We start from the raw sequence: 22,681 nt of genomic DNA on the forward strand, positions 1-22,681 counted from the left end.
CCTATAGCGCCTCGGCGATGGTGACGAGCGCGCGGTCGACCGCGGCGGTCGCCTGATCGTCGGTGCCGTCGGGCATGTCGTTGGCGAGCACCGAAAACACAAGCGTCCGCCCGCTGCGGGTGACGAGGTAGCCGGACAAAGCGCGCGCTGCGTTGAGCGACCCGGTCTTGGCGAACAGCTTGCCCTCCAACAGTGTCGTTTTGAAGCGGCGCTGCAATGTCCCGTCGTGCCCGGCGATCGGCAGCGTCTCACGCCATGCTGCGCCCCACGACTGGCGCGCGATCCACGTCAGCAGGCTGACGGCGGCGCGGGGCGTGATGCGGTTATAGGTCGACATGCCCGACCCGTCTGAAAAGCCATAGCTGGTCTCGGGCAGTCCCGCCTGCGTCATCACCCGCCGCATCACCGCCTGACCGTCGGCGATCGAGCCGTTGCCCGATTGCCGCGCAACACGCCGCAGCATCAGTTCGGAATGGAGATTCTGGCTCTCCTTGTTGATCCGCACCATATCCTCGGCCAGCGGAGGTGCAGGCAATTCGGCAAGCATCGCCGGCTCGACCCGCGCAACAACTGGCGGGCCCTTGCGGTCCGCTGCATCATAGGTGGGGGCCAGCGGCTGATGGCGTGCCACGACATCGCCGTCCACCCGCACCCCGCGTGCGCGCAGCAGGTCGCGAAAACGCCACGCGGCATAATGCGCGGGGTCGTCGATGCCGAACCGGAGCGTGACCGGCGCGGCCTCGGCACCGATCGTGCCGGTCAGGCGGAACGTGCGGCTGCCCGGGGCGCGGACGGCGGCGATCGCCTCGGCCTTGCCCGGCACCGTCGTCACCTGATTGTCGATGTCATAATAGCCGGCCGCCCGCACGTTCGCACCCGCGTTGCCGGCCCCCGGTGCGACCATGACCACCAGTTCATTGTCGTCGAGCGTCAGCGCCGAGGTGCCGGTGCCATAGCGCGACTGGATATTGTTCCAGCTCATCCCCGGGCTCCAGCGCTCGTCGGGGAACCAGCTGTCGTCGCCGACGACATGGCGGACATGGCGCGTCTTTGCCGCGACCGCGTCGGCCAGCGTCTGCAGGCAGTCGGTGACGCAATCCTCGGCGCTCGACAGCTGCGCATCGCCGCGGCCGTGCAGGACGACGTCGGTGGCGCCACCGACTGTTTCGAGCCGCACGCCAGTGCCTTTCGCGGTCTGCTGAAGCAACGGCAGCTGGGCATAGCCGATGGCGGTTGTGAACATCTTGGTGTTCGACGCCGGGATAAAGCGCTGGTCGGGGGCGATCGATACCAGAGTTTCGCCGTCGAGCGTCGCGACCAGCACGCCATAGCGCCCACCCACCGGTCCGCCGGCCAATTGCCGCTCGACCATCGTCAGCAGCGCGCCGGCCTTTGCGTCCGCCGGGGCCTGGGCACTGGCCGGAGCGAGCGCAAGCGACAGCGCGAGGGCAGAGGCGAGGGCGAGGCTCTTCATGGATGGCGTCATAGTGTCTCCCGTGCATCCCATGCTTTGAGTGTCCGTTCGCCCACCGCGGGGCGCAGGGCGGTGATGCCGCTGTCGGCGTGCCGGGTCGGATGGACCCGGTTGGTGAGCAGCGTCCATGCGACGCCGCGTTCGAAATCGATCCACAGCCCGGTGCCGGTAAAGCCGGTATGGCCGATCGTGTCGGCCGAGCAGGCATCGCCCCCGTGCCACCCGGCAAAGGCGCGTTCCCAGCCGCAGGTCCGATGCCTTTCGTTCTCGGTCCGGACCTCGGCCAGCATCGCGGGTGACAGTATCGAACCATCGAGCATCGCGCGGGCAAAGCCGAGCACGCCGTCGATGGTCCCGAAAAGCCCGGCGTGACCCGGCGCGCCGCCGAGTGCGAAGGCATTCTCGTCGTGCACTTCGCCCTTCAGGACGCGCCCGCGCCAGCTGCAACGCTCGGTCGCGACCGCCGGACCGGGCGGCGGCCCAAAGCCCAGCCCGTCGCCCAGCGGCCATGCCGACAGCGGCGCGCCGGTGATGCGTTCGATCGCGATGCCCAGCAGGATGAAGCTGATGTCGGAATAGACCGGCGGCCGGGGACGCCATTCGCGCTGCAGGACAAAGGCGCGCAGCCGCGCCGGATCGTCACCATAGGTGTAGATGGGCTCGACCGCGGGCAGAAAGGTCCGGTGCATCAAACAGTCGCGGAAGGTCAGGCGCCGTTCGGCGGCGTTCGCGACATCATATTGACGCAGGTCCGGGATCGCGTCGGTCAGCGGCCGGTCGAGATCGATGCGCCCCTGTTCTGCGAGCGTCAGGATCATCGTCGTGGTCGCGATCACCTTGCTGAGCGAGGCGAGGTCGAACCAGTGGTCGCGCGTCAGCGCCTCGCGTTCGGGAACGAGCGCCGCCATCCCGGCTAGACATACCGCGCTCTCGCCCTCAGCATTCACCACCCCCAGCATTGCGCCCGGAATGCGGCCGCTCCGGGTCGCTTCCAGCGCCGGCGAGAAGCCTTGTTCGCAAACTTCCTCGATCATCATATCGGGGTGCGTCCTTTTACGCGCGCAACTACCGGCAGGAGAAAGATCGCCGCAAAGCTCAGCGCGCCCGAAAGCAGGAAAAAGCCGTCATAGCCGATCTGCGTCTGCATCGTCCCCGATGCGCCCGCGAGCAGGCGCGGCAGGAGGAAGGCGAAGCCCGAAAGAAAGGCATATTGCGCCCCGGTGTAGTTCGGGCTCACCAGCATCGAGAGATAGACGACGAAGGCCGCACCGGCAAAACCATTGCCGAACTGGTCGACCGCGACCGATGTGTAGAGGATGAAGGCCGAGGGCTCGCTGTGCCACAGCCAGACATAGATCCAGTTGCCCGCCGCCGCGGTCACCGCCCCGATCGCGAGAGTCCAGACGAGCGACAGCCGCGTCGACAACCAGCCGCCGAGTGCCACCCCTGCCATGCTCGACGACAGCGCGACCACGCCGTCGGCAACGCCGATCTGCTCGAGGCTATAGCCCGCCTCGTTCCACAAGGGATGCGAGAGGGTCAGCGTCAGCACGTCGCCCATGCGATAGAGCGAGACAAAGGCGAGCACCGCCAGCACCGCATAGCCATAGCGCCAGAACAGCTCGACATAGGGCGCGGCGAAGGCGGACATTCGCGCCGGGGCATCGGCGGGCAGGCGGCGAATGCGGGGCAGCGCGATTGCCAGCGCCGCGAAGGGCAGCAGCGCCACAGCCAAAACGACCGGCGTCACATTGGTCCTGGCCGAAAAGCCCGCGCCCTGCACCGCGGACAATAGCGCCCAGCCGATGAGGGTGGTGGTGAGCGCGACCGCGAGCAGGATGAGCAGGCTGGAGAGAATTCCCGCGAGCAGCGCCGATGCGCGGCCTGTGGCTCCTTCGCGTTCGGGCCGCATGGCGGCGAGGATCGGGAAGGGCGCGAAGGCCGCGACCGCGATGACCAGATAGGCCCAGGTCCAGTCGGCCCAGGCCGCGACCAGCACCGCGCCGCTGCCCGCGGCGACCATCGCGCTGCGATAACCCCACAGGTTCGCGGCAACGATCGGCCCTTGTTCGGCCTGCGTCGGCGCGAGTTCGATGCGCCAGCCATCTGCGGCGACCTCGAGCGTCGTCGTCCAGAAGGCGAGCAGGATCGCGAAGAGCGCGGTCAGCGGCAGGCTCTGGTCGCTCGCGGTAAAGGCCATCGCGACCATCGAGGTGAAAATGCCGAGCTGCGACAGCATGATCCATCCGCGCCGCCGCCCCCAGAAGCGTGAGAAGCCTGGCACATCATAGCGGTCGAGCAGCGGCGCCCAGGCGAATTTGAAGGTTGGCAGCAGCGCGATCCACGCAAAGAAGCCGATAATCACAATATCGACGCCGTGCCGGGCGAGGCGCAGCGTCAGCACGGCATTGAACATGTAAAAGGGCAGCCCCGCCGAAAAGCCGAGCAGCAGGTAGAGGCCGAGCAGGCGCCGCGCCGATGGCCGGGCAGGCGCCCCCGGCGCGCCGGCCAGAACCATCGCCGTCATGGCGCTCGCTGCGGCTGCGACAGCGCGTTGGTCTCTGGCTCGATCGCCTTTTCCCAGCGCGCGACGACGGTCGTCACGGTCAGATTGGCGCTGGCGCTCGCCACGGTGCGGGTCATGTCGAGCAACCGGTCGAAAGGCAGGATAAAGCCGACGACCAGCGCCGTCTGTTCGGGAGAAATGCCGACCGACGAGAGGACCGCGGCGAGCATGAACAGCGACGCCGACGGGATCGGCGCGGTCCCGAACGCGGCAAGCGATCCGGTTAGCAGGATGATCGCCAGCATCGACAGGTCGGGGTGAATGCCGATCGCCTGAAGCGCAAAGATGCTGAGCAGCCCGACATACATGGCGGTGCCGTCCTTGCCGATGCTCGCGCCGATCGGCAGCACGGTCGACGCGACGCCGGGGGCGATGCGCAGGTCCTCCAGCGCGATGCGCAGCGCGACGGGCAGGGTGGCGGCCGAGGATGCGGTCGAAAAGGCCACCGCCAGCGCGTCGATGATCGTCCGGTAGAAACGGCGGACCGGCTGCCGCGCGACAAAGGCGATCAGCGGCAGGTGGACGAGCAGAATTTGCACGATCACGCCCGCCGCAACGCCGACCGCCAGCCAGCCGACATGGGTAAAGACCGCGACGCCATTGTCGGCGACCGCCTTGGCGATCAGCGCCAGCACGCCGAAGGGCGTCATTTCCATGACGATCCGCACCAGATGAAACAGCGCCTGTCCGGCCGATTGCAGCAAGGTCGCCATCGGACGCCCTTCCTCGCCTGCGAGGATGACGCCGAAACCGAACAGGATGGCGAAGAAGATGATCGCCAGCATGTCGCCGTCGACTAGCGACTGGACGATATTGACGGGGATGATGCCGACCAGCTGGTCGTGCAGCGACTTGGCCTCACCCAGCGCGTGTGGGACGGCGGTGCCCAGCGCCGCGCCCGCACCCGGTTGCAGCAACAGGGCAACGCCCATGCCGATCGATACCGCGCAGACGGTCGTCGCGGCGAACAGCCCGACCGTGCGCCCCCCCACCGACCCCAGCTTGCGCGGGTCCGCGAGCGCCGTGACCCCCGACGCGATGCTGATGAAAACGATGGGAACGACCAGCATCCGGATCAGCCGGACGAACAATTCGCCGACAATGGCGATCGACGATGTCGCGGCAGGCCAAGCGAGCCCCAGCAACACGCCGAGCACCATGCCGCCCAAGACCCTTTGCCACAGTGGTACCGCGAACCAGCGGCGAAGGAATCCGGTCATTGGCCCCTATGCTCCGATCGTTTCAAAGGCCGCCCCAGAAGCCGGACCCTGGTGGTGACAACAGGCCGTTCGCCCCGCTGACACCACCCGCGCGATCCTTGGCGAGCCAGAGCGGTCCGTCAAGGTCGGCAAAGCTGCTGTCGACGGCAAGCGCCCACGCCGGTGCGATCGACAGCGACGAACAGATCATGCAGCCCGTCATGACGCCGAGCCCCCGTTCGCGCGCTGCGCGCGCGAGGTCGAGCGCCGCGGTCAGGCCGCCCGCCTTGTCGAGCTTGATGTTCACGATCCCGTAGCCGTCGGGCAGGGCGTCGAGATCCGCCGCGACATGGATCGATTCGTCCGCCGCGATCGGGATGGCGGACCGGAAACCGGCGAGGTCGCCGTCGGCGTCGGCGGGCAGCGGCTGTTCGAGCAGGTCGACGCGCAAATCGATCATCAGCCCCTGCAGGTCGCGCACCTCCTCGATCGTCCAGCTTTCGTTGGGATCGACGATCATCCGCGGAGCGGGCGCCGCGGCGCGAACGGCGCGGAGGAGCGTGGCGGGATCGTTTCGGTCGACCTTGACCTTCAGCAGCGGCACGTCGGCGAGCATCGCGGCGGCGCGCGCCATATGATCGGGGGTGTCGAGGCTGATCGTCATCGCCGTCGCGATCGGGCGGAGCGGGCGTTCCAGATCGAGCGCCGTAGCGATATCACTGTTCGCGAGCCGCAGTTCCAGATCCCACAGCGCGCAGTCAATCGCGTTGCGCGCGGCACCGGCTGGCATCAGCTGGAGCAATTCCTGCCGTCCCAGCCCTTGCTCGATCGCACGGCGCACCGCCTCGATCGTCCGGATCGTGCTTTCGACGCTCTCGCCATAGCGCGGATAGGGCGCGCATTCGCCGCGCCCGATCACACCATCCTTAGCGATGGCGACGGTCACGACCTCGGCGGCGGTCTTGACCCCGCGCGCGATGCGAAAGGGGGCGTGCAGCGGAAACGTCTCGCCCGCGACGGTCAGAATGCGATGCATGGTCAGCAGATCAGGCCGGTTCGGCGTCGAGCAGCCGGTCGAGGATCGTCTCGACCCCGAAGCGATAGGGATCGCTGGTCGGCAGGCCCAGTGCGGCTTCGGTCTGGGCGCACAGCGCGATCGCCTCGTCCTCGGGCATGGCAGAGGTGTTGAGGGCAATCCCGACCACCCGCACGTCGGGATTGGTCAGCCGCGCGGCGCGCAAGTTGGCTTCCAGGCATATGGCGAGGTCGGGCAGCGCATAATGCGGCAGGCCGCGCATGTGCGGGCGCACCGGATCGTGGCACAGGACGAGTGCGTCGGGCTGGGCGCCGTGGAGCAGGCCCATCGACACCCCGGCGAAGGAGGGGTGATAGAGCGATCCCTGACCTTCGATCAGGTCCCAGCCACCATCGATGCGCGCGGGCGAAATCTGTTCGATCGCACCCGAGATGAAGTCGGCGACCACGGCGTCGAGTGGAACGCCGTCGCCCGCGACGAGGATACCCGTCTGGCCGGTCGCGCGAAAATCGGCGGCGACACCGCGCTTTTCGAGCGCGCTGGCGAGGCACAATGTCGTGTACATCTTGCCGACCGAACAGTCGGTGCCGACGGTCAACAGCCGCTTACCCGCGCGCCGCTTGCCGTTACCGACGGGAATGTCGGGCCGCGGATCGCGCACATCGTGCAGCGCGCGGCCGAGGCGGGCCGAAGCTTCGGCGAGGCGGGGCACGGCGTTCAGCCGCTGATGCAGACCCGATGCGATATCAAGTCCTGCTTCCATCGCGGCCAGCGCATCGACGATCAGATCCTCGCCCAGCTTGCCACCCGCATTGGCGATGCCCAGCACCAGCGTCCGCGCGCCGGCGGCGTGCGCTGCGGCGAAATCCATGCGGGGCAGGCCCAGGGTCAGCTCGCAATCATCGTGGCGATACTCGCCAATGGAGATGTCGGGCCGGAACACGGCGAGCCCGCGCGAGGTCTTGATGTCGGCGGGGTCGTTGGAATGGCCGAGGTAGAGAAGGTAGGGCGTTTCGATCATGGGTCAGGGAAACCTGCGTGATGGAGAGAAGCTGCGATATTATCCGGGCCGGCCTCGCGGCCCCAATATCTAGGGCCACATCTCCTATAGCCTGATGCTATAGCCCCTCGACCACCGTCGAGAGCAGGGAGAGAAACTCCGATGCCGTTCGCGATGGCGGCCGATTTTGCAGATAGACCGCATTGATGTCGAAAGTGATCGCGGGCTGCAATGGCCGGCTTGTCAGGCCAGGGGGCAGGGCGGCGTGAGCTGTGAAATTATCGACGATCGCCATGCCGACCCCTGCGCCGACCAGCGCCGCCGCGACATAATAGGTGCGGGCCGAAACAACCTCGTCGAGAACGACCTCCAGACGATTGAGCTCGCTCGACAGCATGCGTCCGATCGGCCCGCTCTGCGCCGGGCTGATGAACTTGTGTCCGCGCAGTTCGTCGAGGCGCAGGCGCGGCGGCGCGTCAGGCATATCCTCTTCGCGATAGATGACCACCAGTTCGCCTTCGCCGATCACCTGATGCGCAACGGGGGCCGACAGCGGCACCTCGAAGCTGATTGCGATGTCGGTTTCCCGCTCATAAAGTTTGCGCACCATTTCATCATGATGCAGCGTCTGAAGGTCGAACATGATATCCTCATGATCGGCCAGAAACCGGGCCACCGCCTCGGGGATCGCGCTCAGCCCCAGCGAGGGAAGCGCCGAAATTCGCAGCAGCCCGCCGCGCCCGTGGCGCATATTCTGGCACGCCTGACGCAGCGACCGCACCCGGTCCTGAATGTCGGACACTTCGGCGAACAATGTGTGCGCGTCCTGCGTCGGAATCAGCCGCCCTTTCGAGCGTTCGAACAAGGGCAGGCCAATCGAGCGTTCGGCATGGCGTAGCACCTTGGTGACCGATGGCTGCGACACGTTGAGCGACCGCGCGGCGGCGCTGACCGTGCCGTGCAGGAACACCGCGTGAAATATTTCGATCTGGCGCAGATTCATCTCTATGGACCCCAAAGTTGTCATCATGGAGCGTCTGGTCCGCCCTCTTTTCGGTTGAATTTTATGCCGGTTTTGACCTCTATGCCATTGGGTTATAGGCGGTGCAACAACGCACTCTGGACGGAGCGCGCGCATTGGGGACATCCTCGTCGCCACCATTACCCCGGAAGGACCATGCCGTTGCTGCCTGCCTCGCTTTCCGTTCGCCGGACGATCGCTTCGCTTTCCACCGTCGCCGCGCTGCTCTGTGTAGCGGGGGCCGCCGCGCGGGCGGATGAACCCGTCGATGTCCTCATCCGCGGCGGGACGATCTATGACGGCGGTACAGGCGAAGCTTTTGTCGGCGACGTCGTGCTCCGGGGCGATCGGATCGTCTATGTCGGTCGCTCGAGCCGCCATTCGGCGGGCCGCGTCATCGAAGCAAAGGGCATGATCGTCGCGCCCGGCTTCATCGATCCGCATACCCACGCTGACAGCTTCATTCGCTCGCCCGACAAGGCGGTGCGCGTCAACGCGGCCTGGCTCAATCAGGGTGTGACCACCGTGGTGATCGGGGTGGACGGTTCGGGCACGCCTGATGTGGCGGAGGATGCCGGCAAGCTGGCGGCGTCGGGCATCGGCACCAATATCGTGTCGTTCGTGGGTTTCGGCCCCGTCCGTGAGCGGGTGCTCGGTCAGGATGCCCGTGCGCCCAACGCGGCCGAGCTCGGCCGGATGAAAGCGCTGGTGGCTAAGGGGATGTGCGAAGGCGCCGTGGGCTTTTCCGCCGGACTTTTCTACCCGCCGCAAAGCTTCGCCACGACTGATCAAGTCGTTGCTGTGGCGCGCGAGGCGGCGATCCGCGGCGGCCTCTACGATACCCATCAGCGCGACGAATCGAGCTATAGCATCGGCCTGCTTGGGTCGGTGAAGGAAGCCATCGACATCGGCCGGCGGGCTGGGATGCCGGTCCATTTCGCCCATCTGAAAGCGCTGGGCGTCGATGTGCATGGACAGGCGGGCACCGTGATTTCCGTGATTGAGGCGGCGCGCAAGACGGGCATGGACGTGACCGCCGATCAATATCCTTGGCTGGCATCCGGGTCGAACCTCGACGCCTCGCTGCTGCCACGCTGGGCGGTCGACGGCGGGGCTGCGGCACTGCTGAAGCGATTGGATGACCCCGCCATGCTAGAGCGAATCCGAGGCGAGATGCAGGGTAATCTACGTCGACGCGGCGGCGCCAGCGCTCTGCTGATGATCGCACAGGGCTTTCCCTGGACCGGCCGGACGCTGGAGCAAGTAGCGGTGGAGTGGAAGATGGACCCACGCGACGCAGCGCTGCGCATCATCCGTCAGAGCGTCGAGGCGAAGGATCAGGGAGAGAAGGGCGGGGGCACCGCCGTCGCCTCCTTCAACATGAAGCAGTCTGATGTCGATCTGTTGATGCAGCAGTCGTGGATGGTGACATCGTCCGATGGATCGGACGGCCACCCTCGCATGTTCGCGACTTTCCCTGAAAAATATGTGCGTTATGTCCGCGACCGCAAAGTCATCGACCTGTCGACCTTCATCCGCCAGTCCACGGGGCTCACCGCCGATATCTACAAGCTCGACCGGCGCGGCTATCTGCGTCGGGGCTATTTCGCCGACGTGGCTGTCATCGATCCCGCTCAATATGCTCCGCGCGCCGACTATGTACGCCCGCGCGAACTGAGCGTTGGCGTCCGCAAGCTGTTCGTCAACGGTCAGTTGGCGGTCGATGACAGTCGAACGACGGGCATCGCTGCCGGCCGCGCTCTACTGCGGCCCACTCCGCCTGGCTGTGCCCCGTCACATCGTTGAAGGCGAGGCTCATCAGGCACAGCGGTGTGCACCTCGATTTTTTTGCTGTGTCGTCCCGTCCGCCTATGTGACCTTCAAGCTGAAGTTCGACCAGACGAGCTTTGCGGGACTGGGGCTGTAACTGGCCCAAAAAACCGTTCGCATCGAGCGAAGTCGAGATGCCCCTCGTCAGCGCGCGCCTTCGGGGTGTCTCGACTTCGCTCGACACGAACGGGTTTGGGTTAGCTCAATCAGCGAACAGCAGAACCGGCGTTTCGACCAACTTCTTCAATGCCTGGACATAGCTCGCGGCATCCCAGCCATCGACGACGCGGTGGTCGCAGCTGATCGACAGGTTCATCAGTTTGGCGCGGCGAATCTCGTCGCCGTCGAACACCGGGCGTTCGACGATCTTGTTCGGACCGATGATCGCCACTTCAGGCCGGTTGATCACCGGGGTCGTTGCAATCCCGCCGAGCGGCCCCAGCGAGGTGATCGTCAGCGTCGAGCCCGACAGCTCGTCGACCTTCGCCTTGCCGGTGCGCGCGGCTTCGGCGAGCCGGCCGATTTCGCTCGCGAGCTGCCAGACATTCATGTCCTGCGCGTCGCGGATCACCGGAACCATCAGCCCCGCATCGGTCTGCGTCGCCATGCCGAGATGCACCGCGCCATGGCGCGTCACGATACCGGCTTCATCGTCGTAGCGCGCGTTGATCATCGGGAATTGCGGGATGGTCCGGCAGATCGCGACGATGAGGAAGGGCAGCATCGTCAGTTTCGGGCGGCCGCCGCGGTTGGCATTGAGGTCGGCGCGCATTTCTTCGAGCGCAGTGACGTCCATTTCATCGACATAGGTGAAGTGCGGAATCGCGCGCTTCGACGCCGCCATATTCTCGGCGATCTTGCGGCGCATCCCGATGACCTTGATCGGCTCGTCGGCGCGGGCGCGCGATGCACCGGGGGCGTGATAGCCCTGTCCGCCGCTGTAGCGCAGGAAGGCGTCGAGATCGGCGTGACGGATGCGGTCGCCTTCGGCATGGACCTGACCCAGATCGACGCCCAGATCCTTCGCACGCGCGCGCACCGCGGGCGATGCAAGGACGGCCTTGTCATGATCGACCGGCATGGAAACAGAGGCCGGCACCGGGGGAGAGATCGGCGCCGGCTTGGGAGCCCGTGCAACAAGTTGCGCAAGCGCCATAACTTCAACAACAGGGGCTTCAGCGGCCTTGGCGGGCGGAGCCTCGACCGCCACATCAACCGGCGGCTCGTCGGCCGCATCGTCGCCGTCGGTCTCGATGACCGCCAACGTCGACCCGATCGGGATCAGATCGCCAACCTCGCCCGCCAGCTCGACGACGACCCCGGATACCGGCGATTCCATTTCAACGGTCGCCTTGTCGGTCATCATGTCGGCGAGTTGCGTGTCCTCCTCGACGCGCTCGCCGATTTTGACGTGCCATGCGACGATCTCGGCTTCGGCAATGCCTTCGCCGATGTCGGGAAGGCGGAATGAATAGCGGGCCATGTCAGGCTTCCCCAGTGACGCGCCGCAGCGCCTTGATGAGCCGTGCGGGCCCCGGAAAATAATCCCATTCGAACGCATGCGGATAGGGCGTGTCCCATCCGCAGACGCGTTCGATCGGGGCTTCGAGATGATAGAAACAGCGTTCCTGCACCAGCGCCGACAACTCACCGCCAAAGCCGCCAAAACGTGAGGCTTCGTGCAGGATTACGCAGCGCCCGGTCTTTTGCACCGACGCGACGATCGCATCGATGTCGAGCGGGACGATCGAGCGCAGGTCGATCAGTTCAGCGTCGATGCGGCATTCTTCGATCGCCGACAGCGCCACATGGACCATCGTGCCATAGGCGAGCACAGTCGCTGCCTCGCCCTCGCGCACCGTCGCCGCCTTGCCGAGCGGAACCCGGTAGAGCCCCTCGGGCACCTCGGCCGCGGGATGGCCATGCCAGCCCGGAACCTGCTGATCGGGCCGTCCGTCGAACGGACCGTTGTAAAGCCGCTTGGGCTCGAGGAAGATCACCGGATCATCCTCCTCGATCGCCGCAATCAGCAGTCCCTTGGCGTCATAGGGAGTCGACGGTATGACCGTCTTGAGCCCGGTGATATGCGCGAAGATCGCCTCCGGCGACTGGCTGTGCGTCTGACCGCCGAAGATGCCGCCGCCATAGGGCGAACGCACGGTGATCGGCGCGGTGAATTCCCCGGCTGAACGATAACGCAGTCGCGCGGCTTCGGACACAAGCTGGTCGTATGCGGGCAGGATATAGTCCGCGAACTGGATTTCGGGGACCGGGCGCAAGCCATAGGCCCCCATGCCGATCGCGGTCGCGATGATCCCGCTCTCGGCGATCGGCGCATCGAAGCAGCGCTGCTTGCCGAAACGTTCCTGCAATCCGGCGGTGACGCGGAACACACCGCCGAAATAGCCAACATCCTCGCCGAAAATCAGGACGTCGGCGTCGTCGGCGAGCTTGTCGGCCAGCGCCGAATTGAGCGCTTGGATCATGGTCATGGATGGCATGGTCTTAAAGCCCCAGCTCTGTTCGTTGTTCGTCGATGCGCCAATCGGTGTCCTTGAAGACGCATTCGAACATTTCGCCAACGGGCGGCTTCGACGCGCCCAATGTGCCGACGGCCTCGGCTGTCTTCACCGCAGCCCTCACTTCATCGTCGAGCTGTTTCGTCAGCGCCGCATGCCGGTCTTCGTCCCACGCCCCGATCGCTATCAAATGGGCCTTGAGTCGATCGACAGGGTCGCCGAGCGGCCAGTGATCGGCCTCGTCCTTGGGGCGATATTGGGTCGGGTCGTCGCTCGTCGAATGACCCTCGACGCGATAGGTGACGAATTCGATGAGGGTTGAGCCGAGGTTCGCGCGCGCGCGTTCGGCCGCCCATTGCGTCGCCGCCCACACCGCAAGGAAGTCATTGCCATCGACCCGGAGCCCCGGGATGCCATAGGCGAGCGCCTTGGCGGCAAAGGTTGCGGTTTCGGCGCCCGCGATGCCGGTAAAGCTGGAAATCGCCCACTGGTTGTTCGTCACGCACAGGATGACCGGTACGCGATAGACCGCCGCGAAAGTCAGCGCCTCGTGAAAATCGCCTTCGGCGGTCGTGCCATCACCGACCATGCCGAGTGCGATCCCCGCGTCGCCGCGATAGGCCGACGCCATTGCCCAGCCGACGGCGTGGCCAAAGCGGCTGCCGAGATTGCCCGACAGCGAATAAAAGCCATAGTCGCGCGCCGAATAAAGGATGGGCAGTTGGCGCCCGGCCAGCGGGTCGGCAGCGTTGGAGAAAATCTGGTTCACCAGCGCGTCGAGCGGATAGTGGCGTGCCATCAGCCAGCCGAGCATGCGATAGGTCGGAAAGCACATATCGTCGCTTTCGAGCACCATGCTCTGCGCCACTGCGATCGCCTCTTCGCCGGTGCACTTCATATAGAAGCTGGTCTTGCCCTGCCGATGCGCACGAAACAGCCGATCGTCGAAAACGCGCGTCCGCAACATCGCCGTGAGGCCCGACACAAGCACTTCCGGATCGAGTTGGGGAGCCCACGGTCCGACCGCTTGGCCGTCGTCGTCGAGTATGCGGATGAGCGTGTAAGGGAGTTGGCGGATGTCGGCCTCCTCAGCCGTCACGTCGGGGCGCGATACCTCGCCGGCCTTGGCCAGCACGAGATGGGCGAAGGTGGGCTTGTCGCCGGGACGCGTCGCGGGCTCCGGAATGTGAAGCCGCAAGGTCTGGCTATTCAGCCGCGAGTTGGGAGATTTGGACACGCGGCGCTTTTACCGCCAACGCATCGAAATGGGATTGCGTTGTTTGTGCGATATTGCCAATTTATCGCAAGCACATTGCGTCATATTGAATATGGATGCATGGAAATAGCGATTTGATAGAAAACTTGCGCGAATGGATTTCAAGATGGACGCATTCGATCGGAAGATATTGCGCTGCCTGCAGGATGAGCCGCATCTGTCGATGGTCGAGGTCGCCGCGCGCGTCGGCCTATCGCACACGCCGTGCTGGCGCCGAGTGCGCCGTATGGAGGAAGCCGGCCTGATTCTGGGTCGCCCCTTCATTTTCGATGCGGTAGCGCTCGGCTATCCGGTGAATGTCTTTGCCCAGATCAAGATCCGCAATCATGAAGAATCGGTGCTCGAAGCCTTTGAAGCGGCGGTGCGCGGCCATGCCGAAATCGTCGAGTGTTTCTCGATGAGCGGTGAGAGCGATTATGTGCTGCGCGTGCTGGCGCGCAGCATTGAGGACTATGAGCAATTTCTGCGCAAGACGCTTCTGCACCTGCCCGGCGTCGGCGCGATCAACTCGAGCTTTGCCTTGAAGCCGGTCAAGGTCACTACTGCCGTTCCTGTTTGAAACAGGCTCTGCGCCCAGCCGGTGCGATCGAAGAATGGCTCCTTATTGATCCAACACGTAATTTTCTTTTCCGATCATTGCGATTTTGCATCCTGCGGTGCTTGATGAATAGGATGAATCAGCAAATATGTGCTAAAAGGGAAAAAGGATTGAAAGGACGCCGATGCCATCTACCAGTAACCTGAGCTCACTTGGTCGTGACCGACGGTCCGCCGTCGACAGTAATCCGGGGACATTCCTGCGAGAGCTCCGGAGCGAGAAGGGGTGGACTCTGGCCGAAGTTAGCGAGCGCACTGGAATTCCGGTTTCAACCTTGTCCAAGATTGAAACCGGAAAAATGTCTCTCAGCTATGAGAAGTTGCTGCGGCTCAGTCGGGGGCTGGAGATTGATATCACGCAGTTGTTTTCGGCCGCTGCATCGCAACCAGCAGCCGCTCATATAGCCACGGGACGGCGCAGCATCACGCCGCAGGGTGAGGGGCCGTCGATTGAGACGGTGACATATAACTACACTTATCCTTCGGCAGATCTCCTCAACAAGCTCCTGAATCCTATGATCATTGAGGTAAAGGTGCGCTCAATCGACGATTTCGGTGATCTAATGCGCCACTCTGGCGAAGAATATGTGATCGTTCTTGAGGGGGAGTGCGAATTCCACAGCGACATATACGCACCTTCGCGTCTCAAGACTGGTGATTCGGTCTATTTCGATGCGTCAATGGGCCATGGCTATGTCGCTGTTGGTGAAGGGCCATGCCGCATATTGTCCGTATGCTCGGCGACCGACGCTGACCTGAAGTCGGCGCTCCATCCGGTCGATAGCGAGCAGCGCCCTTAGTCCGGCGGGCGAAATCTTCGGCATTGTGATGCTGCAGACGCGGCCGGCTAGGCTGCGTTTCGCCGCCAGAAAGCCGCGCGCGTTTGCCGGCCCTGTCACATCTTGAAAAATCGCGCCACATTTTGGTGCGTTCTTGCGCGCCTGTCGGATTGGCGGGATGGCGGTCGCCGTTGACAAATTTCCGTACAGCATGTTTATATCTAAAATTGAAAATATTTCAGAATGAGAAATTTCTGTTGTGAGGTTGTGGGCGACGGAAGAATCGAGAGGGAGAGGGTGAATGCGGTTCCTGAATTCATGCGGGTTGCTGGCCGTGGCGGTGTTCGTCGGGGTTATGGCGCCGCCGGTGGTCGAATCTGCGGCGCGCTCGCCCGCTGTTTCGCCGTCGGTAGAGATGCGTGACGCGCGCCCGTCGCCCTCCGCTCCCGCGATGACCAAAAGTGACGTCGATGCCTGGCTCGATGGCTATATGCCCTATGCCCTCAAGCGCGGCGACGCTGCAGGTGCGGTCGTGGTCGTCGTCAAGGATGGTGCGGTGCTGACGCAGCGGGGGTTCGGCTATGCCGATGTCGCGGCGCGACGGCCGGTCGATCCCGAGACAACTCTTTTCCGCCAGGCATCGATTTCAAAGCTCTTCACCTGGACCGCGGTGATGCAGATGGTCGAGCAGGGCAAGATCGATCTCGACCGCGACGTGAACGCCTATCTCGATTTCAAAATTCCCGCTTATGACGGCAAGCCGATCACGATGCGCAATTTGATGACGCATACGGCGGGCTTCGATGAGGTACAGCGCGGGCTCAATAGCTATGATCCCAAGGGTGTGCCGGTACTGGGCGACATGCTGAAGCGCTCGTTGCCGAAACGCATCTATGCGCCGGGATCGACGCCGGCCTATTCGAACTATGGCACGTCTCTGGCGGCCTATATCGTTGAGCGCGTATCGGGCGTGCCGTTCAATACCTATGCCGAACAGTACATTTTTTCTCCTGCGGCTATGGCACGGACAAGCCTTCGTCAGCCGCTTCCTGCGGCGTTGCAGCCGCTGCTGGCCAGCGGGTACAAGCTGGGGTCAGGCAAGCCGGGGCCGTTTGAAATGGCCCACCTTCCGCCGTCCGGGGGGCTGACGACTTCGGGTGCCGACATGGGGCGCTTCATGCTGGCGCATCTGAATAATGGCGGCGCGTTGCTGAAGCCGGCGACCGCGGCGCAGATGCACGGGACCATATCGAGGGCGATTCCGGCGCTCAACGGCATGGCGCTAGGTTTCTACGAACAGAACATTAACGGCCGCAAAGCCATTTCGCACGCCGGGGACAGCATCAACTTCCACAGCCAGCTGTGGCTTTTCCCCGAAGAGAAGGTCGGCATTTACATGTCGATGAACGCGGGGGGGACGCAAAATGTGTCGGGTCCGATCCGCAGCTACTTGTTCGAATCCTTTGCCGATCGCTATTTTCCGTTCGAGCAGCGCGACGGCCGGGTCGACGCCGCCACCGCGCGGGAGCATGCGCGGATGATGGTCGGTACCTACAACAAGACCCGCCGGATCGAAACGAGCTTCCTGAAAGCGATGGAGCTTTCCGGGCAGGTGAAGGTCACGCTCGACCGCGATGGAGGTATTGTCTTTAGTGCGTCGTCGGGTCTCGGCGGTCAGACCCGCAAATGGGTCGAGATCGAACCCTTTGTCTGGCGCGACGAGGGCAGCAAGGCGCGTCTCGCCGCCAAGGTCGAAAATGGACGGGTTACCCGGATTGGCCTCGATTCCTCGGCGCCCTTCATGCTGTTCGAGCCGGTGCCTTGGTATCTTTCCAGCGCCTGGCTCACGCCTGCCTTCTTGTTCAGCATCGGCGCGCTGTTGTTCACCGCGATTGCATGGCCGGTCTCGGCATGGGCGCGGCGCCACTATGGCGTGAAGGCGGCGCTCACGCCCGCGGCGCTGAAAAGCTATCGTCTGACGCGTGGCTTTGCTGCACTTGCTATCGCGGTCTTCGTCGGCTGGTTCCTGTTTATCTCGGCGCTTCTCGGAGATTTTTCCAAGCTGAGCGGCGAACTCGACTGGGCCTTGATCACGCTTTTGATCGCCACTCCGATCGTCTTCGTGGGGCTGCTGGCCAGTGCGGCGTGGAATATCTGGCACGTCTGGACGGGCAAGCGCGGCCGGTTCGCCAAATTTTGGAGCATCGTGCTGCTGGCCTCCGCGGTCATATTCCTGTGGATCGCTGTGGGTTTCCACCTGATCGCCTTTGACACCCATTTCTGATCCGGGGCGAGTAGGCGCGCGGTTTTGTGCACCCGCCTCCTGCCCGCCGAAGAAAATTCTCTGCCTGTATTGCAATTGTCAAATTTTGAAAATAATATCCTAAACAGGTCAACAGCGAAGAGGGGCTTGGGTTTGTTGCCGCAATGGCGCGGCGCCTGTGCCTCCTTCCGATTTTGGTGAGAGCCGTGAACATTCAAACATCCCTCGACACTGCCGCCGGTGCCCTGAGTCTGCCTCAGCCCTATCTGCTGTTCCTTGGCGACACGACCGAGAGCGGTTTTGCCAAGACGGCTTACGGGTTGCGCGATTGGGCTCCCGAAAAATGCGTCGGCGAATATGCGCTGCCCGCCGCGCAGGTGAGCACCGGCCTGCCGGTTCTGACGCCGGCTGAGGCGGCGGAAAAGGGTGCGCGTTCGCTGCTGATCGGGGTCGCGAACAGCGGTGGTATTATTCCGGCAAGCTGGATCCCTGCGTTGGCTGAGGCGCTGGAGGCGGGGCTGGATATCGTCAGCGGCATGCACGTCCGGCTGTCCGATGTCCCCGGTTTGGCGGTATTGGCCGAACGGCTCGGGCGGCAACTGATCGATGTGCGCGATCCGCCGCAGGGCCTGTTGATTGGCAACGGGCGCAAGCGTTCGGGCAAGCGGTTGTTGACCGTTGGAACCGATTGCGCGCTCGGCAAGAAGTATACCGCGCTCGCCATCTCTCGAGCCTTTGCCGATCGCGGGATCGATGTCGATTTTCGTGCGAGCGGCCAGACCGGGATCATGATCGCCGGCGGTGGCATTCCGATGGACGCCGTGATTTCCGATTTCGAAGCGGGCGCGGCTGAGATGCTGAGCCCCGACGCTGATGCTTCGCACTGGGATATCGTCGAGGGGCAGGGGTCGCTTTTGCATCCCGCTTATGCCGCGGTGTCGCTGGGCCTGTTGCATGGCAGCCAGCCCGATGTGATTGTCGTCTGTCATCAGCCCGGACGTGAGCAAATGCTGGGGACTCCCGGCTATGCGGTGCCGAGCATCGAGGAAGCGATCGATCTCAATCTGCGCCTTGGCGCGCGGACCAATGCAGCGATCCGTTGCGGCGGCGTCTCTTTCAACACGTCGCATCTTAGCGAGGAAGAGGCGACCACGCTGATGGCAGAGGAAAGCCTGCGGCTGGGACTGCCGGTCGCCGATCCGATCCGCGGCGGTGATGCCTTCGCCCGCCTGGTGGATAACTGCCTCGCATGAGCGGAATGGCCGCCCCGGCAGCGACAGCTGGATCCTCCTGGTTCCAGCGGTTTCTGCTGCCGGGTTTCGCCTTCAAGGCCGTTGTGATCGGCGGCGGCTATGCCACCGGTCGCGAGCTTGCGGAATTTTTCCTGCCAAGCGGGCCGTGGGGCGGGTTGGCCGCGATGCTGCTCGCGATGTTGCTATGGAGCATCATCTGCGCCGCGACCTTTGCCTTCGCACGCGCGGTGGGCGCGTTTGATTATCGCAGCTTCTTCGAAACATTGTTGGGACGTGGCTGGATCCTGTTCGAGATCGCCTATGTCTTGTTCGTCACGCTGATCCTTGCTGTGTTCGGCGCGGCGGCGGGCGAAATCGGCAGCGCGGTCTTCGGCTTGCCGTCGATCGTCGGGACCGTCGGCCTCGCTGCGCTGATCGCGCTGTTCGTGACCTTCGGCAACAGCTCGGTTGAGGGGTTGTTCAAATATGTCTCCTTCCTGCTTTACGGCGTTTATGCGCTGTTCATGGCCTTGGCGCTGAGCAGCTTCGGTGACCTGATTTCGGCGCGCTTCGCCATTCCGACGCCGACCGACGGCTGGGCCTTGGGCGGCCTCACCTATGCCAGCTATAATGTCGTCGGCGCGGTGGTGATCCTGCCGGTCGTCCGCCACATGACGAGCCAGCGCGACGCGATCATATCGGGGCTGATTGCTGGGCCGCTCGCGATGGTGCCTGCGGTGCTGTTCTTCATCGCGATGATCGCCTTCTATCCTGGCATCATCAACGAGACGCTGCCGTCGGACTTTATGCTCCAGAGGCTGGAACTGCCAATCTTCCATCTGCTTTTCCAGTTGATGATCTTTGCCGCGCTGCTCGAAAGCGGGGCGGGCTCTGTCCACGCGATCAACGAGCGTATCGATGCGGCGCTGAAGACGCGGCGCGGGCGCTCGCTGAGCAACCGGGCGCGTGGCGCGATTGCCGGTGCGTTGTTGATAGGGTGTATGTTTATCGCTGACCGCTTTGGTCTCGTTGCGCTGATCGCCAGCGGCTATCGCGCGCTCGCCTATATCTTCCTCGCGACCTATGTCGTGCCGTTGCTGACCGTCGGCCTGTACCGTTTGATCCGCAGCCATTCCGCCAACAAGAAGCAGGCGCTCCAAAGTGCCGTTCAGGGAAGCCCGTCATGATATTTTTCACCAACCGTCGTCGTCTGGCCTGCCTGCTTGCGACAGCGGCGCTCGTTCCCGGCCTCGCCTCCGCAACGCCGCCCGAAGGCATCGAGGCGCGCATCGAGGCGATCCGCAGCGCGGCGGGCGTGCCCGGCATGTCGGTCGCAATCGTCGAGCAGGGCAAAGTCACGCTCGCCGAAGGTTTTGGCACCCGCAAGCTTGGCGGCAGCGAAAAGGTCGATGCCGACACGATCTTCCCGACCGGATCGACCGGCAAGGCGGTCACTGTCGCCGCGCTGGCGGTGCTGGTCGATCAGGGCAAGATCAAATGGGACGACAAGGTCACCGATCACCTGCCGGGTTTCCAGATGTATGACCCGTGGGTGACGCGCGAGATGACGATTCGTGATCTGCTCGTCCATCGCAGCGGCCTCGGGCTTGGCGCCGGCGACCTGCTGTTCGTGCCGCGTACCAACCTCAGCCGCAGCGAGAGCGTCAAGCGCTTGCGCTATATCAAGCCCGCGACCAGTTTTCGCAGCGGCTATGCCTATGACAATGTGCTTTACATGGTCGCGGGCGAACTGATTGAGGCGGTCTCCGGCCAGACATGGGAAGCATTTACCCGCGAGCATATCATCAAGGCCGCGGGGATGCAGGAATCGACCAGTGAGAGCGAGGCGCGCTTCGCTACCGCTAACAGGGCCTTTCCGCATGCGCGGATGAATGGCGGGCTGCGCGGTGCGGGCGATCAGGAACAGCTCGACGAGCATGACGAACTCGGCCGCAACGCCGCCCCCGCCGGGGGTATGGCGATGAGTGCGAGCGACCTCGCGCGCTGGCTCCAAATCCAGCTCGCGCAGGGCAAGCTGCCCGAGGGCGAAGGCCGCCTGTTCAGCGAGGCGTCGTCGCGCGAAATGTGGACCCCGTCGGTGCTCATGCCGATCGCCCCGGTCCCCGAAACGTTCAAGGCGACACAACCGAACTTCGACACTTATGCGCTCGGCTGGATGGTGCGCGACTATCAGGGCGTCAAACTCGTGACCCATCGTGGCGCGGTGTTCGGATTTTTGACGATGGTCATGCTGATTCCCGAAAAACAGGTCGGGTTTTCGATCACGATCAATTCGGAGGACGGAGAGGTCATCCATGGCCTCACCTATGAACTGCTCGATCATTATCTGGGACGGCCCAAGGCGGGCTGGCCGGAAAAGTGGTCGGCGCGGGTCAAGGGCCGGGTCGCCGAAGCGCAGCAGGCACTGAAGGCAGTGCAGGCAAAGCCCGCGAAAATTGGTCCTTCGCTGCCGCGCGCGCGCTATGCCGGCGACTATATTGATCCCTGGTACGGCAATATCGCGGTGCGCGAGGACAAGGGGCGGTTGACGATCGATTTCCAGTCGACCCCGCGGATGAGCGGGACGCTGGAGCATTGGCAATATGACAGCTTCATCACGCGGTTCGAGGATAAGGCGATCGAACCCGCCTATGTGACCTTCGGCCTCGACGCCGATGGCAAGGTCGATCGGGTAACGATGAAGCCCGTCTCGCCGATTGCCGATTTTAGCTATGATTATCAGGATCTTCTGTTCACCCCGGCGAAGGACGCAAAATGACGAAGCTGACAGGTTGGCAGCGCGTTCGGCGCTGGGTGAAGCGCATCGTGCTGGGGCTTCTCGCCTTGCTGATCCTCGCGCTCGTGGTGGGCATGATCTATGAGGCGCTGGGACGCCGAAATGCGCAGGCGAATTATCCGCCGCGCGGACAAATGATTGATGTCGGCGGGCGCAAGATGCACATTGATTGCCGCGGCACCGGATCGCCGACGGTTATCCTTGAATCGGGATTGGGAACAGGCGGAACGACCGACTGGACGCTGGTTCATGACGAGATTGCGAGCTTCACCCGCACTTGCGCCTATGACCGCGCGGGGATCATGTGGAGCGATCCCAAGGATACGCCGCAGCGTGCTTCGGCGGTGGTCGATGATCTTCATGCGCTATTGAAGGGCGCGGGGATAAACGATCCGCTGGTACTCGTGGGCCATTCGATCGGGGGCCCCTACACGCGGACTTATGTCGGCAAATATGGCGATCAGGTTGCGGGGCTGGTGATGGTAGATCCTTCGCACCCTGATCAGGTCGCACGGCTCGGCAAAGTGGCAGGGATTGATGTCCATCCGAAGCAGGCGTCGACCATCATGCACGCGGCGACGGCGCTGTCGTGGACGGGCCTCACCCGCTTTATGATCTCGCTCGGCGACAAGCCGAAGCTCAGGACTGCTGCTGAGACCAAAAGGCTCGGCGACGCGCTGGCGATATCGGCCGCCTATGGCAGTACATCGGTGACGGGTTCGCGGTCCGAACTCACGGGCTTCGATGACACGATGGCCGATGCGCGCGCGGTCCACAGTTTTGGCAACCGGCCGGTGATCGTGCTGACCGCGATGGCGCCGATGACGCCCGAGCAGCTGAAAGGAATGGGCCTGACGGTGGAAGATGGTGCGCGCTTCAAGCAGGAATGGAAGAAACTCCATATCGAGCAGGCGGCATTTTCAACCCGCGGACGTCAGCAGACCGTGCCCGACGCCACCCATTATATTCAGGTCGATCGGCCTGAGGTGGTGATCGCCGCGGTGCACGAGGTGGTCGATATGGTGCGTACCGACGCTCAGGCCATCGCGAAGAAGTAACAGGAAATTTGGCGGTCCCCCGGCTGCCCACAGG

General features: G+C 63.8%; 18 protein-coding genes. 8 read left to right on the plus strand and 10 right to left on the minus strand.

Features of this window, described 5'->3' with window-relative positions; all coding sequences use genetic code 11:
• Position 1 precedes the first annotated feature (1 nt).
• From dacB to AC1RRJ_RS05195, 7 genes are all read right to left on the minus strand, one after another.
• Positions 2-1,486: a D-alanyl-D-alanine carboxypeptidase/D-alanyl-D-alanine endopeptidase gene (dacB, locus tag AC1RRJ_RS05165; protein WP_493120645.1), complete on the minus strand. Its 1,485-nt coding sequence runs from the start codon at positions 1,484-1,486 to the stop codon at positions 2-4.
• Complete coding sequence (locus AC1RRJ_RS05170) at positions 1,483-2,508, minus strand: serine hydrolase domain-containing protein (RefSeq protein WP_493120721.1); 1,026 nt, start codon at positions 2,506-2,508, stop codon at positions 1,483-1,485. The genes dacB and AC1RRJ_RS05170 overlap by 4 nt, the downstream gene beginning before the upstream one ends.
• Complete coding sequence (locus tag AC1RRJ_RS05175; protein WP_493120646.1) at positions 2,508-4,001, minus strand: MFS transporter; 1,494 nt, start codon at positions 3,999-4,001, stop codon at positions 2,508-2,510. Before AC1RRJ_RS05175 ends, AC1RRJ_RS05170 begins: the two co-directional genes overlap by 1 nt.
• Entirely contained in the window at positions 3,998-5,260 is a 1,263-nt protein-coding gene (locus AC1RRJ_RS05180) for a dicarboxylate/amino acid:cation symporter (RefSeq protein ID WP_493120647.1), read from the minus strand. The genes AC1RRJ_RS05175 and AC1RRJ_RS05180 overlap by 4 nt, the downstream gene beginning before the upstream one ends.
• Before the next feature lie 22 nt (positions 5,261-5,282).
• Positions 5,283-6,275, minus strand: coding sequence for an N-acetyl-D-Glu racemase DgcA (gene dgcA / locus AC1RRJ_RS05185; RefSeq protein ID WP_493120648.1), 993 nt, complete (start codon positions 6,273-6,275; stop codon positions 5,283-5,285).
• Positions 6,276-6,285: 10 nt separating this feature from the next.
• Positions 6,286-7,296 carry an N-acetyltransferase DgcN gene (gene dgcN, locus AC1RRJ_RS05190; protein WP_493120649.1) on the minus strand — a complete coding sequence of 337 codons (1,011 nt, stop codon included), beginning with the start codon at positions 7,294-7,296 and terminating at the stop codon, positions 6,286-6,288.
• Between the two features lie 97 nt (positions 7,297-7,393).
• Complete coding sequence (locus tag AC1RRJ_RS05195; protein WP_493120722.1) at positions 7,394-8,278, minus strand: LysR family transcriptional regulator; 885 nt, start codon at positions 8,276-8,278, stop codon at positions 7,394-7,396.
• Between the two features lie 174 nt (positions 8,279-8,452).
• Between AC1RRJ_RS05195 and AC1RRJ_RS05200 the strand changes: the two genes are divergently transcribed.
• On the plus strand, positions 8,453-10,102 hold the full coding sequence (locus AC1RRJ_RS05200; protein ID WP_493120650.1) for an N-acyl-D-amino-acid deacylase family protein: 1,650 nt from the start codon (positions 8,453-8,455) through the stop codon (positions 10,100-10,102).
• A gap of 226 nt (positions 10,103-10,328) precedes the next feature.
• On the opposite strand, the gene AC1RRJ_RS05205 is transcribed toward AC1RRJ_RS05200, so the two are convergent.
• Genes AC1RRJ_RS05205 through AC1RRJ_RS05215 form a run of 3 tightly spaced genes read right to left on the minus strand, consistent with a single transcriptional unit; the run spans position 10,329 to position 13,882 of the window.
• Complete coding sequence (locus tag AC1RRJ_RS05205) at positions 10,329-11,609, minus strand: dihydrolipoamide acetyltransferase family protein (protein WP_493120651.1); 1,281 nt, start codon at positions 11,607-11,609, stop codon at positions 10,329-10,331.
• Between the two features lies 1 nt (position 11,610).
• Positions 11,611-12,618, minus strand: a complete 1,008-nt coding sequence (locus AC1RRJ_RS05210) for an alpha-ketoacid dehydrogenase subunit beta (protein WP_493120652.1) — start codon at positions 12,616-12,618, stop codon at positions 11,611-11,613.
• A 13-nt stretch (positions 12,619-12,631) separates the two neighbouring features.
• Entirely contained in the window at positions 12,632-13,882 is a 1,251-nt protein-coding gene (locus tag AC1RRJ_RS05215) for a thiamine pyrophosphate-dependent enzyme (protein WP_493120653.1), read from the minus strand.
• A 133-nt stretch (positions 13,883-14,015) separates the two neighbouring features.
• Between AC1RRJ_RS05215 and AC1RRJ_RS05220 the strand changes: the two genes are divergently transcribed.
• The 7 genes from AC1RRJ_RS05220 (at position 14,016) to AC1RRJ_RS05250 (ending at position 22,647) form a co-directional block, all read left to right on the plus strand.
• On the plus strand, positions 14,016-14,480 hold the full coding sequence (locus AC1RRJ_RS05220; protein ID WP_493120654.1) for an Lrp/AsnC family transcriptional regulator: 465 nt from the start codon (positions 14,016-14,018) through the stop codon (positions 14,478-14,480).
• A 163-nt stretch (positions 14,481-14,643) separates the two neighbouring features.
• Positions 14,644-15,318 carry a helix-turn-helix domain-containing protein gene (locus AC1RRJ_RS05225; RefSeq protein WP_493120655.1) on the plus strand — a complete coding sequence of 225 codons (675 nt, stop codon included), beginning with the start codon at positions 14,644-14,646 and terminating at the stop codon, positions 15,316-15,318.
• Positions 15,319-15,598: 280 nt separating this feature from the next.
• Complete coding sequence (locus AC1RRJ_RS05230; protein WP_493120656.1) at positions 15,599-17,581, plus strand: serine hydrolase domain-containing protein; 1,983 nt, start codon at positions 15,599-15,601, stop codon at positions 17,579-17,581.
• Between the two features lie 185 nt (positions 17,582-17,766).
• Positions 17,767-18,813 carry an N-acetyltransferase DgcN family protein gene (locus AC1RRJ_RS05235; RefSeq protein ID WP_493120657.1) on the plus strand — a complete coding sequence of 349 codons (1,047 nt, stop codon included), beginning with the start codon at positions 17,767-17,769 and terminating at the stop codon, positions 18,811-18,813.
• A complete protein-coding gene (locus tag AC1RRJ_RS05240) occupies positions 18,810-19,979 on the plus strand; it encodes a YkvI family membrane protein (RefSeq protein WP_493120659.1) in 1,170 nt (389 codons plus the stop codon). The genes AC1RRJ_RS05235 and AC1RRJ_RS05240 overlap by 4 nt, the downstream gene beginning before the upstream one ends.
• A complete protein-coding gene (locus AC1RRJ_RS05245) occupies positions 19,976-21,571 on the plus strand; it encodes a serine hydrolase (RefSeq protein WP_493120660.1) in 1,596 nt (531 codons plus the stop codon). Before AC1RRJ_RS05240 ends, AC1RRJ_RS05245 begins: the two co-directional genes overlap by 4 nt.
• Positions 21,568-22,647 carry an alpha/beta hydrolase gene (locus AC1RRJ_RS05250; protein WP_493120661.1) on the plus strand — a complete coding sequence of 360 codons (1,080 nt, stop codon included), beginning with the start codon at positions 21,568-21,570 and terminating at the stop codon, positions 22,645-22,647. The genes AC1RRJ_RS05245 and AC1RRJ_RS05250 overlap by 4 nt, the downstream gene beginning before the upstream one ends.
• Positions 22,648-22,681: the final 34 nt, after the last annotated feature.

This window comes from Sphingopyxis sp. GW821-FHT12C06 (genome assembly GCF_058807415.1).